Annotated in this window: 15 protein-coding genes; 7 read left to right on the top strand and 8 right to left on the bottom strand. The window is 67.0% G+C overall.

The window, feature by feature from the left end:
* Nucleotides 1-18: 18 nt before the first annotated feature.
* The 3 genes from pcaG to DFO58_RS14045 are packed head-to-tail and all read right to left on the bottom strand — an operon-like array spanning nucleotide 19 to nucleotide 2,671.
* On the bottom strand, nucleotides 19-597 hold the full coding sequence (gene pcaG / locus DFO58_RS14055; protein WP_120991474.1) for a protocatechuate 3,4-dioxygenase subunit alpha: 579 nt from the start codon (nucleotides 595-597) through the stop codon (nucleotides 19-21).
* Nucleotides 598-1,431 carry a protocatechuate 3,4-dioxygenase subunit beta gene (gene pcaH / locus DFO58_RS14050; RefSeq protein ID WP_113607659.1) on the bottom strand — a complete coding sequence of 278 codons (834 nt, stop codon included), beginning with the start codon at nucleotides 1,429-1,431 and terminating at the stop codon, nucleotides 598-600.
* A 43-nt stretch (nucleotides 1,432-1,474) separates the two neighbouring features.
* The gene (locus DFO58_RS14045) at nucleotides 1,475-2,671 is read right to left on the bottom strand and encodes a 4-hydroxybenzoate 3-monooxygenase (RefSeq protein ID WP_120991473.1); all 1,197 of its coding nucleotides are present in this window, start codon (nucleotides 2,669-2,671) and stop codon (nucleotides 1,475-1,477) included.
* 282 nt (nucleotides 2,672-2,953) lie between these two features.
* Between DFO58_RS14045 and DFO58_RS14040 the strand changes: the two genes are divergently transcribed.
* Nucleotides 2,954-3,751, top strand: a complete 798-nt coding sequence (locus DFO58_RS14040; RefSeq protein WP_120991472.1) for an aspartate dehydrogenase domain-containing protein — start codon at nucleotides 2,954-2,956, stop codon at nucleotides 3,749-3,751.
* Between the two features lie 9 nt (nucleotides 3,752-3,760).
* Here DFO58_RS14040 and DFO58_RS14035 read toward each other — a convergent pair whose 3' ends face one another.
* Nucleotides 3,761-4,510: an IclR family transcriptional regulator gene (locus tag DFO58_RS14035; protein ID WP_053797309.1), complete on the bottom strand. Its 750-nt coding sequence runs from the start codon at nucleotides 4,508-4,510 to the stop codon at nucleotides 3,761-3,763.
* A 103-nt stretch (nucleotides 4,511-4,613) separates the two neighbouring features.
* The gene (locus DFO58_RS14030; RefSeq protein WP_286163615.1) at nucleotides 4,614-5,807 is read right to left on the bottom strand and encodes an aromatic acid/H+ symport family MFS transporter; all 1,194 of its coding nucleotides are present in this window, start codon (nucleotides 5,805-5,807) and stop codon (nucleotides 4,614-4,616) included.
* 222 nt (nucleotides 5,808-6,029) lie between these two features.
* Between DFO58_RS14030 and DFO58_RS14025 the strand changes: the two genes are divergently transcribed.
* The 5 genes from DFO58_RS14025 to DFO58_RS14005 all read left to right on the top strand — a co-directional run bounded on the left by DFO58_RS14025 (nucleotide 6,030) and on the right by DFO58_RS14005 (nucleotide 10,280).
* Nucleotides 6,030-7,235, top strand: coding sequence for a thiolase family protein (locus DFO58_RS14025; protein WP_120991471.1), 1,206 nt, complete (start codon nucleotides 6,030-6,032; stop codon nucleotides 7,233-7,235).
* Between the two features lie 65 nt (nucleotides 7,236-7,300).
* Nucleotides 7,301-7,972, top strand: coding sequence for a 3-oxoacid CoA-transferase subunit A (locus DFO58_RS14020; RefSeq protein ID WP_047118008.1), 672 nt, complete (start codon nucleotides 7,301-7,303; stop codon nucleotides 7,970-7,972).
* Nucleotides 7,972-8,622, top strand: a complete 651-nt coding sequence (locus DFO58_RS14015; RefSeq protein WP_120991470.1) for a 3-oxoacid CoA-transferase subunit B — start codon at nucleotides 7,972-7,974, stop codon at nucleotides 8,620-8,622. The genes DFO58_RS14020 and DFO58_RS14015 overlap by 1 nt, the downstream gene beginning before the upstream one ends.
* A 93-nt stretch (nucleotides 8,623-8,715) precedes the next feature.
* Nucleotides 8,716-9,498, top strand: coding sequence for an IclR family transcriptional regulator C-terminal domain-containing protein (locus DFO58_RS14010; protein ID WP_120991469.1), 783 nt, complete (start codon nucleotides 8,716-8,718; stop codon nucleotides 9,496-9,498).
* Nucleotides 9,499-9,617: 119 nt separating this feature from the next.
* Entirely contained in the window at nucleotides 9,618-10,280 is a 663-nt protein-coding gene (locus tag DFO58_RS14005; RefSeq protein ID WP_052772202.1) for a hypothetical protein, read from the top strand.
* Here the strand turns inward: DFO58_RS14005 and DFO58_RS14000 are convergent.
* From DFO58_RS14000 to DFO58_RS13990, 3 genes are all read right to left on the bottom strand, one after another.
* On the bottom strand, nucleotides 10,245-10,796 hold the full coding sequence (locus tag DFO58_RS14000) for a TetR/AcrR family transcriptional regulator (protein ID WP_120991468.1): 552 nt from the start codon (nucleotides 10,794-10,796) through the stop codon (nucleotides 10,245-10,247). The genes DFO58_RS14005 and DFO58_RS14000 overlap by 36 nt on opposite strands.
* Nucleotides 10,797-10,831: 35 nt before the next feature.
* The gene (locus tag DFO58_RS13995; RefSeq protein WP_120991467.1) at nucleotides 10,832-12,055 is read right to left on the bottom strand and encodes a saccharopine dehydrogenase C-terminal domain-containing protein; all 1,224 of its coding nucleotides are present in this window, start codon (nucleotides 12,053-12,055) and stop codon (nucleotides 10,832-10,834) included.
* 82 nt (nucleotides 12,056-12,137) lie between these two features.
* Nucleotides 12,138-13,649, bottom strand: coding sequence for an APC family permease (locus DFO58_RS13990; protein ID WP_120991466.1), 1,512 nt, complete (start codon nucleotides 13,647-13,649; stop codon nucleotides 12,138-12,140).
* A 343-nt stretch (nucleotides 13,650-13,992) separates the two neighbouring features.
* Here DFO58_RS13990 and DFO58_RS13985 point away from each other — a divergent pair, with 343 nt between their 5' ends.
* Entirely contained in the window at nucleotides 13,993-15,198 is a 1,206-nt protein-coding gene (locus DFO58_RS13985) for a glycerophosphodiester phosphodiesterase family protein (RefSeq protein WP_120991465.1), read from the top strand.
* Nucleotides 15,199-15,239: the final 41 nt, after the last annotated feature.

The following is a 15,239-nucleotide window of genomic DNA, read 5'->3' as shown; positions in this document are numbered from 1 at the left end:
CACATGGTCTTCTTGTATTCAGCTTTCGCGCGGGTAGGACAGGAACACGGTCTCGTCCTCGCCCTGCAGGCGGATGTCGAAACGCAGCGAACCGTCCGCCTCGCGGGTGGCGATCAGCGTCTTGCGGCGGTCCTCGGGCAGCGAGGTCAGCAGCGGGTCATTGGCCAGCGCTTCGGTGTCCTCCGGCAGGTAGATGCGGGTGAACAGGCGGTTGAGCAGTCCGCGGGCGAAGACGGTGAGCATGATGAACGGGGCCTTGCCCGCCTCGGTCGGGCCCGGGTTCACCGTCGTGAAGGTGTAGTGGCCCACGTTGTCCACCGGCACGCGGCCCCAACCGGTGAAGGTGTAGCCGTCGCGGACCAGCGAACCGTCGGCCGAGGCCACGTTGCCTTGCTCGTCCGCCTGCCAGATTTCAAGCATCGAGTCCGGGATGACCTCGCCGTTGCCGTCGTAGACCACGCCGTGCAGGCGCACCGCGGCCGGGTGGGCCTGGTTGACTAGCTCGCCGCCCTTCTCGAAGGGCAGCGCGTAGCCGTAGAACGGGCCGATGGTCTGTCCCGGGGTCGGGACGAGCTTCAGTTCAGGTGCCTGTGCCATTTAGTTCTCCCCCTCTTCGTCTTCCATCCAGGTGCGGTTGCTGCCGGTGAGCACGATGTCCCAGTTGTAGCCGGTGGCCCATTCGTGGCTCGTGATCGAGTGGTCGTAGGTCGCGACCAGGCGGTCGCGGGCCTTTTGGTCGGTGATCGCCTGGTAGATCGGGTCCAGCGCGAACAGCGGGTCGCCCGGGAAGTACATCTGGGTGATCATGCGCTGGGTGAAGTCGGTGCCGAACAGCGAGAAGTGGATGTGTGCCGGACGCCAGGCGTTGTGGTGGTTCTTCCACGGGTACGGGGCCGGCTTGATGGTGGTGAAGGAGTATTCGCCGTTCGGTCCGGTGATCGCGCGGCCCACGCCGGTGAAGTTCGGGTCGATCGGGGCCGGGTGCTGGTCGCGCTTGTGCACGTAGCGGCCCGCGGCATTGGCCTGCCAGATCTCGATCAGCTGTCCCGCCACCGGGCGGCCGTCGCCGTCCAGCACGCGGCCAGCCACGACGATGCGCTCGCCGATCGGTTCGCCGTTGTGCTGGATGGTCAAGTCGGATTCGAGGATGTGCACGTCGCGCTGGCCGAAGGCCGGGGAGTGCAGCTCGATGGTCTCCGGGTCGGTGTGGTGCAGGTCCTTGGTCGGGTGGCGCAGCAGCGAGGAGCGGTAGGGCGCGAAGTCCACGCGCGGCTGCGTTTCTTCCTTGGCCCCGGCCAGCACCTGCTGGCGGTAGGCCGCGTGGGCGTCGCTGATTTCGGTGCTGATTTCCTCCTGGGACGCGGTGGACGCGGCGGGATCCAGGACGTGGGCGTTCTCGAAGGACTCGTCCGGTGCGGTCTGGGTGCTCATCGGTGGGCTCCTTTCGTGGTTTGGTGGGCGTGGGGTGCGGGAATTAGGAGTGCGGCCAGCCGGTGTAGGACTCGGCCAGGTACTGCATCCCATAGCGCGAGGAGGTCACGGTGTCGAGCTCCCCGAGGGCGCGCTGGGCCATGAACGGATCGGCGTCCACCGGCGTGTGCAGCATGGAGGTCATCCAGTAGGAGAAGTTCTGGGCCTTCCAGACCCGCTTCAGCGCGAGGTCCGAGTAGCCGCCCAGCAGCTTGTCGCTGCCGGTGGAGAAGAACGAGTCGAGCGCTTCGAAAAGCACCTTGACATCGGCGAATGCCAGGTTCAGGCCCTTCGCGCCGGTGGGCGGCACGGTGTGCCCGGCGTCGCCGATCAGGAACATGCGCCCGTGCGAGAGCGGCTGGCGCACAAAGGAGCGGAAGCCCAGCACGGTCTTGTCGAAGATCGGCCCGGTCTTCAGCTCGAAGCCGTCAGGCCCCGCCACGCGCTTGTTCAGCTCGGTCCAGATGCGGTCCTCGCTCCAGTTATCCACGTTTTCGTTCGGGTCGCACTGGAAGTACATGCGCTGCACGGTTTCGCTGCGCTGGGAGATCAGCGCGAAGCCGTGCGGGGAGTTCGCGTAGATCAGCTCCGGGGAGGACTTCGGAGCCTCGGTGAGGATGCCGAACCAGGCGAACGGGTAGGTGACCTTGAAGTCCTGCTTCACGGAATCAGGCATCTGGCGGCGGGCGAAGGAGCGCGAGCCGTCGGCGCCGACGATCACGTCGGCGTGCACCTCGAATTCGACGCCCTCGGCGTCGGTGAAGCGGAACTTCGGGGTGCTGGTCTCCATGTCCAGGATCTCGGTGACCTCGCAGTTGAAGCGCACGTCGCCGTTGTCGCGGGCTCGGGCCGCGGCGAGGTCCACGAACACCTCGTTCTGCGCGTAGAGGGTGACGGTGGCGTCCACCAGATCGCGGAAGTCCAGCGGGTGGGATTCGCCGTTGAAGCGCAGGTCGATGCCGGCGTGCTCGTCGCCGTGGGTCAGCACGCGGCCGTCGACGCCGGAATCGGTCAGCATGGCTACCGCCTGGGCCTCCAGGATGCCGGCGCGGTGGGTGTTGCGGATGGTCTCGTGGTCGCGCATCTCGACAACGATGTTGTCGATGCCTGACTTGGAGAGCAGGTGGGAGAGCATTAGGCCGGAGGGGCCGCCGCCGATGATGCCGACCTTGGTTTTCAGAATACGGGCTGCCTGCGCCATGGGGTTCCTTCGTGTGTACTGCCATGTGTTGTGGGAGAAGACCGGCCTGCGCGGCCGCGCCGTCTACATGGACGCCGACGTTGAATCCTCTACAGCATGACGGTGCGGTGCCTCACACTTCGCCTTTGTTCTTATTGAATGGGAAAAGTGTCGGTATGCGGGATGGTGGCTTGAGGGCCGTGACGACTTAGGCCTCGGCGTGTGAGGTGGCCTAAGCTGGCGGTAGCCCCCTTCGGCCTTCCGAGGGGCTGGCAATCATGCTGCACTACTGAATGGATGGTCATGGCCAGGGGCGCCGAACGACGAATTGGAGTCCTGGGGCACGGGGCCATCGGATCCCTGGTCGCCGCCCAGATAGCGGCCGGCCATGTGGCCGGGGGAGTGCTGGAAGGCGTGATCCTGCGCCGCCGGCAGGATCTTCCCTATGAGCAGTTTTCCCTGGACGAGGCGCTGGAGCGCTGCGACATGATTGTCGAATGCGCCGGGCAGCAGGCCGTGCGTGAGCATGCGGTGCGCATCCTTGAAGCCGGCGCGGACCTGTTGGTGATCTCGGTGGGAGTGATGGCAGACCGGGAATTCGCCGCGCGCCTGGAGCTGGCAGGGCCTGGCCGGCTGTACTTCAGTTCCGGCGCGGTGGGCGGCTTGGACCTGCTGGCCTCCGGAGCCCGCATGGGTGCATTCTCCGAGGTTGTCATCACCACCCGCAAGCTTCCTGCAACCCTGGCCCAGCCATGGATGAGCCAAGCGCAGCGCACCGAACTGGAATCTTCCGCGGCGCCGGTAGAGGTTTATTCCGGATCGGCGCGGCAGGCCGCGCAGCAGTTTCCCCAGTCCCTGAACGTCGCCGCGGCGGTGGCCCTGGCGGTCGGGAACTGGGATGTGGTCTCGGTGCGCCTGCTGGCCGACCCCGACGCCGCCTTGACCGAACACGTGATCGAGGCCCGTGGCGCCAGCGGGGAGTACAGTTTTTCGATCAGGAACCAGCCCTCGGCGCATAACCCGCGCACCAGCGGCGTGGTGCCCTGGGCGGTGCTGCGCTCGCTGGAAACCGCGCTCGGCGCGCGCGGAGGCCTTCTCTAGGAGCCGGTTCTAGGCGTCCGCCGCGTAGCCCAGCGCGCGGGAGATGCCGCGCGCCGCGGTGCGCAACGCCAGCGCGGCGGCCGGCAGTGTCGCGGAACCGCGCGGCACCACCACGGACAGCACCGCCTGCGCGTAGCCTTGCAGGTCCAGGATGGGCGCGGCCACGCCGGTGGTTTCCTCGTCAATGTAGCCGTCCATGGAGGCGAAGCCGTTGCGGCGGATCTCGGCCATTTCCGCGCGGAAGTTCGGGTGGGTGGCCAGCATCAGCTCGCGGTGGCGTTCAAGGAACCCGTGGATGACTTCGGGCTTGGAGAAGGCAAGCAGCGCCATGCCCATCGAGGTGCGGTGCACCGGCATGCGCCCGGCGACGCTCGCTTGGTTGACCACGGATCCCGGGCGGGACAGCCGCTCGATGATCAGCACCTCGTCCTCGTGCAGCAGGGACAGCTGGGTGTTCTGCCCCAGCAGCGCGTTGATGTCCTCCATGAAGGGCAGCGCCGCCTTGCGCAGGCCCTGCGTCGCGGCGCTGCGGTTGGCCAGCTCCCACAATCTCAGGCCCAGGGTTACCTGGCCGTCCTTGCCGCGGGAGAGCAGTCCGTGGGACACCATCTCGTCGAGCAGCCGGTACATGGTCGCCTTGGGAATCTGCGCGCGCCGGGCCAGCGCCAGTACGCTCATCGACGGCGTGTGCTGGTCGAACGCGTCGAGGATGCGGACCAGCCGGTCCAGCATCGAATCCCCACTGGGCGAATTGGCCATGGAACCTACTCTAACTGCCCGATCCGGCAGGCGGTCGGACGACGAACGCCGGGCCCTTGGGAGGGGCCCGGCGTTGCTCGAATGGAATTGATTGAGTGCGCCGCTAGGCGCTCTTGGGCTTCGGGATCTGCGCGATGACCAGGACCGCGATCAGCGCCGCGCCTCCGTAGAGGAAGAACGCGCCCGGGTAGGCGGTGCCGGCGGCCACCATCAGGCCGGTGACGTAGGGGCCGATGATCGCCCCGAAGCGTCCGATGCCCGAGGCCAGGCCGATACCGGTGGCCACCATGTCACGCGGGTACACGTGGCCTGCATACACGTACATCAGGCACTGCGAGCTGAAGACGAACACGCCGGTCACGAACAGCACGGTGTTCAGCAGCACCTGGCTGCCGAACGGCACTGCCAGCAGGACCAGGAAGACCGCGGAGGCGGCGAACCAGAGCAGCGAGACGAGCTTGATGCCCTTGGCGTCGGCCGCGTAGGCGCTGATGATCAGGCCGGCGATCGCGCCGAGGTTCAGCACGAAGAGCATGGTCAGCGAATCGGCCACCGGGTATCCGGCGGCGCCCATGATCTTCGGCAGCCAGGCGTTCAGGCCGTAGACCAGCACCAGGCCCATGAACGCGGCGATCCACAACCCGATGGAGCTGCGCAGGTACTTGGGCTTGAGCACGTCCATGATGGAGGTCCGCTCGCCGGACGGGGTGATGTCGCTTTCGGGCAGCTTGAACCACAGCAGCGCCAGCAGTACCAGGCCCAGGCCGCCGCCCAGGTAGTAGAGGATCGACCAGTGGACCCCGGCGGCCTTGCCGGCCAGCGAGGCCAGTACCGCACCCAGGTGGTAGCCGACCATCGGCAGGTTGTTGGCCAGCGCGCGGCGTCCCACCGGGGCGTTCTCCTGCATCAGCGCCAACGCCACCGGCATGCAGCCGCCCAGGCCGAGGCCTGCGATGAAGCGCACCAAGCCCATCAGGGTGGCCGAGGGCATGATCGGGAAGATGAGGGTGAAGATCGAGAAGACGAGCACCGCGAGCAGCAGCGGGCGGCGACGCCCGAAGCGGTCCGCCAGCCGGCCCATGAAGGCCGCGCCGACGCCCACGCCGATCAGGGAGAAGGTGTTGACCCAGTTCATTTCATCGACGCTGAAGCCGCCGACGTTCGGGTCGGTGAGCACTGGGATCGTCGCGCCCAGGGCGACGATGTCGTAGCCCTCGAAGACCACGATGAAGAAGCAGAGGGCGGCGATCCAGCCACCGAGTTTGACTGGGGTGGTGCCGGCGGATGTCGTGGCCAATTCAGGTCCTTTCGAAAACTACTCGCCATGAATAGTGATGCTCATCATGACCTAGTGAGACTAGCACCTCATTCGCAGTGTGGACAAACGTTCAGTGTGCGAACTCCTTGAATCGATCGTTTCCGTCAAAACCCTTGAGGTCGCAGGTGTGGGACTGGTAAAGTTCTTATTATGAACTTAAGTTCACAAAGTGAACTTTTCAATCGTGATGGAGCAGTGACTATGCAGCAGGCCTACCTGTACGACGCAATCCGCACCCCGTTCGGCAAGATCGGCGGCACGCTGTCCGGGCACCGCCCTGACGACCTGGCCGCGCATGTGGTGCGCGAGCTGGTGGCCCGCTCGGCCTCGCTGGACCCGGCAACCATCGACGAGTCGATCTTCGGCAATGCCAACGGCGCCGGCGAGGAAAACCGCAACGTCTCGCGCATGGCCACCCTGCTGGCGGGGCTGCCCACCTCCATCCCCGGCACCACGATGAACCGCCTGTGCGGCTCCTCGCTGGACGCTGCCATCGCCGCTTCCCGCCAGGTCGCCACCGGGGACGCCGATCTGGTGCTGGTCGGTGGCGTCGAGTCGATGAGCCGCGCCCCGTGGGTGCTTCCCAAGACCGAGCGCCCCTTCCCGATGAGCAACCTCGAGCTGTCAAACACCACGCTGGGCTGGCGCCTGGTCAACCCTGCCATGCCGGGCGAATGGACCGTCTCGCTGGGCGAGGCCACCGAGCAGCTGCGCGAACGCCACCAGATCACCCGCGAGGACCAGGACGAATTCTCCGCTCGCTCGCACCAGCAGGCCGCCGCGGCCTGGGACGCCGGCAAGTACCAGGACCTGGTGGTCCCGGTGCCGCCGGCGAACAAGCGCGGAGCCGAAGTCACCCGCGATGAAACCATTCGCGCCGATTCCACCGCGCAGACCCTGGCGGGGCTGCGCACAGTCTTCCGCACCGGAGAGAACGCCACAGTCACCGCCGGCAACGCCTCGCCGATGTCCGACGGCGCCTCGGCGGCCTTCATCGGCTCCGAGCGCGGCGGGCAGCTGCTGGGCGCCGAGCCCATCGCCCGCATCGTCTCCAACGGTGCCTTCGCGCTGGATCCGCAGTTCTTCGGCTTCGCGCCGGTGGAAGCGGCCAACAAGGCAGTCTCCAAGGCCGGGCTGACCTGGAAGGACATCTCCGCGGTCGAGCTGAACGAGGCCTTCGCCGCCCAGTCGCTGGCCTGCGTGCGCGCCTGGGACATCGACGAATCCATCGTCAACGCCTGGGGCGGAGCGATCGCCATCGGCCACCCGCTGGGCGCCTCGGGCCTGCGCATCCTTGGCACCTTGGCCCGCCGCCTGGCCGAATCCGGCCAACGCTACGGCGTGGCCGCCATCTGCATCGGCGTAGGCCAAGGCCTTGCCGTGGTCCTGGAAAACACCACCAACTAACAGCCGACCAACGGGGGATGCGAACCCCCGGTCCCACGACATCCTGAACCTAGAGAGGCAACAAGATGGCACCACGCATCGCCACCTCGGCGGCCGACGCGGTCGCGCAGATCACCGACGGTTCCACCGTCCTGATCGGCGGCTTCGGCAACGCCGGGCAGCCCATGGAATTGATCGACGCGCTCATGGAGTGCGGCGCCACCGACCTCACGGTGGTCAACAACAACGCCGGACAGGCCGACGCAGGCCTGGCGCTGCTGATCAAGGAGCGCCGGGTCACAAAGATCATCTGCTCCTTCCCGCGCCAGTCCGACTCCTGGCATTTCGATGAGGCCTACCGTGCCGGGGAGATCGAGCTGGAGCTGGTCCCGCAGGGCAACTTAGCCGAGCGCATCCGCGCCGCCGGCGCCGGCATCGGCGGCTTCTTCACCCCGACCGGCTACGGCACGCTGCTGGCCGAGGGCAAGGAAACCCGCATCATCGACGGGCGCGGCTACGTGCTGGAATCGCCGATCCACGCTGACTTCGCGCTGATCAAGGCGCTTCGCGCGGACAGCTTCGGCAACTTGGTCTACCGCAAGACCGCACGCAACTTCGGCCCCATCATGGCCACCGCCGCCGCGCAGGCCATCGTCCAGGTGGACGAAATCGTGCCGGCCGGCGGCATCGATCCGGAAAACGTGATCACCCCGGGAATCTACGTCGACACCGTGGTGGCGCTGGGAGGCAGCAACTAATGACTACGTACACGCCAGAAAAACTCACCCGCGATGAAATGGCGCAACAGGTGGCGGCCGACATCCCCGCCGGCGCCTTCGTGAACCTGGGCATCGGCCAGCCGACCAACGTCTCGAACTTCCTCACCGCCGACCAGGGCGTCACCCTGCACACCGAGAACGGCATGCTGGGCATGGGCCCGGTCGCCACCGGAGAGGACATCGACCCGGATCTGATCAACGCAGGCAAGATCCCTGTCACCGAGCTGCCCGGCGCCAGCTTCTTCCACCACGCGGACTCGTTCGCGATGATGCGCGGCGGGCATCTGGACGTCTGCGTGCTCGGCGCCTTCCAGATCTCCGAGGCAGGGGACCTGGCCAACTGGCACACCGGCGCCGAGGGCGCCATCCCCGCAGTGGGCGGCGCCATGGATTTGGCTATCGGTGCCAAGCAGACCTGGGTCATGATGAGCCTGTTCACCAAGGCCGGCGAATCCAAGCTGGTCAAGGAGCTGAGCTACCCGGTCACCGGGCTGGGCTGCGTTTCGCGCATCTACACCGAGGTGGCGGTGTTCGAGCTGCGCGATTCCAAGGTGTTCGTCCGCTCCACCCACGGCATCAGCTTCGAGGAATTGGTAGCCCGCATCCCGGTGGCGCTGGAGCGCGCCTAAGCGGATCAGCTTTGGCAGACCAAGTAGATTAGTGGGGGTGCCCGTTGCGGGCGCCCCCGCTGGTATTTTTCAACGAATTTCAAAGGATGGCCGATGAGCGAGCAGAGCACGGGCACCGCCGGTGTGCAGTCCCTGGCCCGCGGCCTGCAGGTGATCAGCAGCTTCGACGCGGAGCACGCCTCCATGACGCTCTCCGAGGTGGCCGCCCGCACCGGCCTGTCCCGCGCCACCGCCCGGCGCTTCCTGCTCACTTTGCAGGATTTGGGCTATGTCCGCTCGGACGGCAAGTACTTCGAGCTGACTTCCAAGGTCCTGCAGCTGGGCTACGCCTACCTGTCCAGCGCCACGCTGCCGCAGCTGATCGAGCCGGTGCTCGAAAGCCTGTCTGCCGCCGTGGGCGAATCGGCCTCCGCCGCCGTGCTGGAAGGCAGCGAGATCATGTATGTGGCCCGCGTGCACACCCGCTCCATCATGCGTGTTGGCATCTCGGTGGGCACCCGGTTCCCAGCCATCCACACCTCCATGGGGCGTGTGCTGCTGGCCCACGCCGGCGAGCAGGCCATCGAGGCGGCGCTGGCCGGCATCCAGGGTCCGCTGGCCCCGAATACCATCACCGATCCGGCCGCGCTACGCGCCGAACTGGCGCTGGTCCGCGCCCAGGGCTTCGCCGTGGTGGACCAGGAGCTGTCGGTGGGGCTGCGCTCGGTCGCGGTCCCGGTGCACCGCCCGGACGGCACCGTGGCCGCGGCCATGAACGTGTCCATGAGCGTGGGTCCGACCGGACCGGCTGACGCCTCCGAGGCCGCGCAGGCGACCCTGCCGCAGCTGACGGCCGCCGCCGCCCAGGTGGAACAGGCGCTGGCCGCCAGGAAATAGGAGTCGCGCCGAGTTCGAAGACACATTGTCCGGGGTGGAGGCTGTCGGCCGCCAGCTCGGGGCCTCGGGCGACCGGCGACGGCCTGCGCGGCCGGAAGTATCCCTGGCACCTGCGCCTGGTGGCGACGACCTTCTGGGTGGGGGAGGTCTTCGACCCCGAGGCCGCGGACGGCTCCCAGGTCATCAGCGCTTACGAAGGCTGGCGGTATGAGCGCTCCGGCGGCTGCAACGGGGTCATCGAGGACGGCGTCTGCCAGACCGAGCCGCGCAGCGCGGAGAACGGCTTCTTCCCCAGCTCCATGACCCCGAAGCAGACCCCCTTCTACCTGGACCTGCCCTTCGCCGACGTGAACAACGTCGCCGCCTTCGCCCTGCGCGGGCAGACCCCGTTGGCGCAGGATCCGGGTTACGCCGGGGACCTGGAGAATCGGGAGTTCTCCTGCAAGAAGAACCGCTGGGTGCAACTGCAGTACAAGGGGAACACCTGCTCCGCGCAGATCCAGGACGCCGGCCCGGCCGAATACGACGAATTCGACTACGTGTTCGGCGACGGCGGCACCGGTCCGAAGGGCACCAAGCACAACGACGCCGAGCTGAACGGCACGCAGGCAGGGGTGTCCTGGCGCTTCGTGGACGAGGTGGACGTGCCCGATGGACCGTGGAAAACCATCGTCACCGATTCCGGCTACGACTGGACCAGCGGCGGGCCCGCAGACAAGCAAGTCCGCCGAGGAGCAGGATCGCGCTCAAGCTGTCTCGGCCGCCGGCCTGCAGGCCAGTAGCTGCCTCACCAGCTGCTGCAGGGTGTCGGCGGTCAGGAAGCCGTCCTGGTGACCCCGCGAGATGTCCAGGTGGTAGCTGACCCCGTCGCCGGCCAGCAGCGCCAGCTTGGCCAGCACCGGGTCGCCCAGCGCGTCGTTGAGCACCTGGTACCAGAGGTCGCGCCCGCGGCGCAGCGCCGCAGAGGCATCCTCGTTGCCGCGCTGGGCCAGCCGGGTGGCAGCCACGACCATGCGTTCGAGCGGCGAGTCCTCCTCCATGGAAGAGGCGAAATAGTAGTGCACCGCCTGCGCGGGATCCGCGCTCATCGTCGCCACGTCCACGTCGATCAGCTCGTTCAGGCGCCTCACCAGTTCGGTGTCCAGCGCCTGGCGCGAGCGGAAGTGGTGCAGCAGCCCCGCCTTGGACAAGCCGCTGCGCTTGGCGGTGGCATCGATCGTCGCCTCGCGGGCGCCGTGCTCGTAGAGCAGCGCCACGTAGGCGTCGAGGATGATCTCCTGCTTGGTTGCGGTGCTCATGGGCGCGGTTTCTCCAGGGGCTCAGGGCTGCAAGTTTACTTTTCGACGATACCCCACGGCGAGCCGTAGCCCGCCGGTTCGGCCGCAGCCAGCAGGTCGAGGAACGGGGTGGCCTCGAAGGCCTCCGGGCCGAGCACGCCGGCGCCTGACCAGGTGCCGTTGGCCAGCAGCTCCAGGGCGATCACAGGGTTCACCGCGGTCTGCCAGACCACCGCCTGGGAATCATCGCGGGCCATGGTGTCCTCGTTGTCAGCTACGTGGTACAGGTAGCGCGAGCCGGTGGACCCGTCCTTCAGCGTGCCGGTGACCAGCACGCCGGCGCAGGTCTTGCCCTTCATCAGCGGGCCCAGGGTGGCGGGATCCGGCAGGCAGGCGGCGACGACGTCGCGCGGGGAGACCTGCACTCCGCGCACCGGGACCGGGTCGGTGGAATCCAGGCCCAGCTTGTTCAGGGTCTTGAGCACCTCGATGAACTCGTTGCCCAGGCCGTACTTGAAGTCCACGCGCTGCGCGTCAAGCCAGCGCGGCATCATGGTGACTTCCTCGTGCTCCACGTTCACGCATTCGACCTCGCCGATGCCCTCCGGGAACTCGAAGACCGTTGGCTCGGAGAACGGCGCGGTGGTGTACCAGCCGCCCTTGGCCTTGTCGAACATCACCGGCGGGTTCAGGCATTCCTCGATGGTGGTCCAGATGGAGAAGGACGGGGCGAACTCGTAGCCCTCAACGCTCAGGTTGGCGCCGTCGCGCACGCTGAGCTCCTCGATCGTTTCGAACAGCTCGTCGGCGGCGTAGCGGGCCAGCACGTTGGACAGGCCCGGCTCCACGCCGATGCCCACCAAGGCCAGTTGCCCGTCGCGCTCCCATTCATCGGCCACGGCGAATTGCTCGTCGCCCAGCTTGATGTGGGTCTGGGTGAACGGCTGTTCGGGGTGGCGCTGGGACAGGCTCATGGCCATGTCCAGGTAGGTGACCCCGGCGGTTTTGCAGGCGTTGAAGATCGGCATCACGAAGCGCGGATCCACGGCGTTGAGCACGTGGGTGGCCCCGGTGGAACGGATCAGTTCCACCAGCGAGTCCTCGGAGGACGCGTCGACCTGGGCGGCGGCGTAGCGGGTGTCGCCGATCGCCTCGATCAGCTGCTGCGGGCGGGCGGGGTCGTAGTCGGCGATGGTGAGCGTTTCGAAGAAGCTGCGGCGGGAGGCGATGCGGGCCGCGGCGGAGCCGACGCCGCCGGCGCCGATGATCAGGATCTGCATGGAAGGTGTTCCTTTGGTGGAGTAGCCGGGTGGAGGAAGTTGCTCGGGTAACGGGGCCTGGGGCGCCTAGTTCTCGGGACGCCTACTGCTCCGGAACCAGTACCGGGGTGTCGCGGTTCAGCGAGCGGCCGGCGAAGTAGTCGCGCGACGCCGGGCGCAGCGCCCACAGTCCCATGACCACCAGGCCCAGCGCCAGCGAGCCGACACCCATCACGAAGGTGCCGCTGATGCCCAGGATGGTGGTGGTGCCGTATTCCGGGTCGAGCATGCTGATGGCCGAGTAGATGAACACCGCTGACATCATCAGCCCGCCGACCAGCGGCATGACCAGGCGGAAGCACAGGTTGCGCAGCGAGTCGGTCAGCGAGGAGCGGAAGTACCAGATGCAGGCGAAGGAGGTGATCGCGTAGTACAGGGCCACTGCCAGCGAGGTGCTCTCGATGGTGTCGGCCAGGATGTCGCCGGAGATGATGGTCATGCCCACGTAGAAGACCAGCGAGGCCGAGCCGGTGAACAGCGTCGAGAATGCAGGGGTCTTGAAGGCCTCGTTGACCACGCCGAAGCGCTTGGGCAGCGCGCCGTAGACGCCCATGGACAGGGTGCCGCGGGCGGTGGGAAGGATGGTGGTCTGGCAGGTGGCCAGCGCGGAGATCGCCACGGCAAGCACCAGCAGCCAGCCCCAGGATCCCATGGCGTCCAAGCGCAGCGCGAAGAACACGTCGTCCGCGCCTTCAGGGTTGCCCAGTCCCTTGCCGGTGTCGCCGATGCCGGCGAACATCATGGTCAGCACCGTGATGCCGATGTAGGTCACCAGCAGCATGGCGGTGGACAGCAGCGCCGCCAGGCCCGGGGTGGTGCGCGGGTTCTTGGTTTCCTCGGCCAGCGCCAGGCAGGTGTCCCAGCCCCAGTAGATGAAGATCGCGATCAGCACGCCCTGCACGAAGCCTGCAGGGTTGTCGGTGGCGAAGGGGTTGAACCAGTCCCAGGAGAACTGCAGGCCCAGTTCCGGCATGGTCTGGATCGCGAAGTACAGCCCGATGCAGAAGGCGATGATCGCCGCGTACTGCAGGGCCATCAGCAGGTACTGGGTGACCGCGCCGGTTTCCACGTCGCGGTAGGAAATCCACGTCATGGCGATGATGATCAGCGCGCCGAACGCGGTGACCAGCACCTTGGAGTCGGCGATCGAGCCGTCGCCGATGAGCAGCAGCAGGTACTTGGAAGCGACCTCGGTCTGGCTGGACATCACGATCACGCCGGCGACCATCACCGCCCAGCCTGCCATCCAGCCGGTTTTCGGGCCGAAGGCCTTGGCGGCCCAGGTGAAGGCGGTGCCGCTGTCGGGGATCGCGGTGTTCAGCTCGCGGTAGGCGAAGGCGGTCAGGCACATCGGGATGAACGCAACGATCAGAGCCGCAGGGGTCTGCGCCCCGGCGGCCATGACGATGAAGCCCAGGGTCGCGGCCAGCGAGTACAGCGGCGCGGTGGAGGCCAGGCCGATGACGGTGGACTGCATCAGCCCGAGCTTTCCCGCCGCGAGCCCCTTGCTGGTCAGCTTCGGGAGTCTGCTCGTGTGCTGCTGCGTCGTCGTCATACGTGGAAGTCCTCCCGGGAAATACGTCAAGCCTGAAATTTAACCAACCAACTGGTTGGTCTGCTATATCCTGCCAACTTCGGGGAAGTGAGTCAAGTTACACCCCCGGGTGACGCGCTGCACCACCGGGTGTGGGCGGGGTTACTTTGAATCGTTCAAGGAAACCTTCCCGGTGCGGTGTTTCCGCGGGCTGCGGATCCGGCGGCGCGGCGGTCCCTTCGACCGCAGGATGAATCAAGTGTTTCCTCGATTCTCATCCGGCGTTAATTCCTCCGTGGCTGGTCCTTTGCCGGACTTCGGCACAGTTGACGGCATCAAGGAGACCTACAGGAGGAACAAACCCATGACGTTGCGACCTCTCGCACTCGGCACCCTGGCTCTGGGCATGGCAGCAGGCATCGCGGTTCCAGCGGCGGCGGCTCCGGTGGACCACTCGGCGCAGGACGCCACCCTCATCGGCCACCGCGGGGCGGCCGGCGTGGCCCCCGAGAACACCCTGTCCGCCATCAAGACCGGCAGCCAGTCGGGCGCCGACTACATCGAGATCGACGTCCAATTGAGCAAGGACGGCGTGCCCTTCATCTTCCACGACGAAACCCCGAACCGGACCACCAACGCCAAGGACGTGTTCCCGGGCCGGGAAAACGACCCGATCACCTCCTTCACCTGGGAGGAGCTGCAGCAGCTGGATGCCGGATCCTATTTCTCCGCGGCCTTTGCCGGCGAGAAGATCCCGCACTTCGACAGCGTGCCCGGAGCCCTGGCCGGCACCACCGGCGTCTACATCGAAATCAAGTCCCCGGCGAAGTCCCCGGGGGTGGAGCAGTTGGTGGCCGACGCGCTCGCCGAGGACAAGGGTTGGTCGCGGCTGCTGGAGCAGGACCGGATCGAGGTGCTCGGCTTCGACGCCGCCTCGAACCGGACCTTCGCCCAGCTGGCGCCCGAGGTGCCGCTGCAGCAGCTGGCCGGAAGCGTGCCGGACGCCGCGACCCTGGAAAGCTACGCGCAGTTCGCCGACTCCTTCGGCACCAGCTACCGCACGCTGGATGCCTCCGGCGCGCAGCGCGTGAAGGACGCCGGACTTCAGCTCGGGGTCTACACGGTGAACTCGACCGAGGCCGCCGAGCAGTCCCTGGATCTGGGTGTGGAGCGCATCACCGGCGACTTCCCGCAGCAGGTGGCGCGCCACCTGTCCGGGCGCAAGCCCTTCCCGTCCAACGACGGGCTGGTGATCGCGGAATCGGTGAACGACGTGCCGGGCAACGACCTGCAGCCTGAAACCGGGGAGCATGTGGTGCTGGAGAACACCGGGCGGCGCACGCTGTCCCTGGAGGGCTACCTGGTGCGCGACGCGGCGAACAACGTGATGCGCATTCCGGCCGGCTACCAGCTGGAGCCGGGCGAGCAGCTGCGCCTCTACCCGGGGCCGGGCACCAACAGCGCGCAGGCGGTCTACCTGGACGGCGGCGTCGCGGTGCTCAACAACGGCGGCGATTCGCTGGCGCTGTGGAACGCCAAGGCGAAGCTGATGGACACCTACGCCAACTAGGAGCGGTCGGAAAGTAGCAGGTCCCGGGCGAATACCCGGGA

Source organism: Arthrobacter sp. AG1021, assembly GCF_003633665.1.
GTDB lineage: Bacteria > Actinomycetota > Actinomycetes > Actinomycetales > Micrococcaceae > Glutamicibacter > Glutamicibacter soli.
Note: the sequence above shows the minus strand (reverse complement) of the source record. Positions and strands in the feature narration are given on the sequence as shown.

Coding starts and splice junctions, on each gene's coding strand:
- DFO58_RS14010 (WP_120991469.1), top strand. CDS start 8,716: ATGAGCGAGCAGAGCACGGGCACCGCCGGTGTGCAGTCCCTGGCCCGC.
- DFO58_RS13990 (WP_120991466.1), bottom strand. CDS start 13,649: ATGACGACGACGCAGCAGCACACGAGCAGACTCCCGAAGCTGACCAGC.
- DFO58_RS14015 (WP_120991470.1), top strand. CDS start 7,972: ATGACTACGTACACGCCAGAAAAACTCACCCGCGATGAAATGGCGCAA.
- DFO58_RS14040 (WP_120991472.1), top strand. CDS start 2,954: ATGGCCAGGGGCGCCGAACGACGAATTGGAGTCCTGGGGCACGGGGCC.
- DFO58_RS14025 (WP_120991471.1), top strand. CDS start 6,030: ATGCAGCAGGCCTACCTGTACGACGCAATCCGCACCCCGTTCGGCAAG.
- DFO58_RS14045 (WP_120991473.1), bottom strand. CDS start 2,671: ATGGCGCAGGCAGCCCGTATTCTGAAAACCAAGGTCGGCATCATCGGC.
- DFO58_RS13995 (WP_120991467.1), bottom strand. CDS start 12,055: ATGCAGATCCTGATCATCGGCGCCGGCGGCGTCGGCTCCGCCGCGGCC.
- pcaG (WP_120991474.1), bottom strand. CDS start 597: ATGGCACAGGCACCTGAACTGAAGCTCGTCCCGACCCCGGGACAGACC.
- DFO58_RS14035 (WP_053797309.1), bottom strand. CDS start 4,510: ATGGCCAATTCGCCCAGTGGGGATTCGATGCTGGACCGGCTGGTCCGC.
- pcaH (WP_113607659.1), bottom strand. CDS start 1,431: ATGAGCACCCAGACCGCACCGGACGAGTCCTTCGAGAACGCCCACGTC.
- DFO58_RS14020 (WP_047118008.1), top strand. CDS start 7,301: ATGGCACCACGCATCGCCACCTCGGCGGCCGACGCGGTCGCGCAGATC.
- DFO58_RS14000 (WP_120991468.1), bottom strand. CDS start 10,796: ATGAGCACCGCAACCAAGCAGGAGATCATCCTCGACGCCTACGTGGCG.
- DFO58_RS13985 (WP_120991465.1), top strand. CDS start 13,993: ATGACGTTGCGACCTCTCGCACTCGGCACCCTGGCTCTGGGCATGGCA.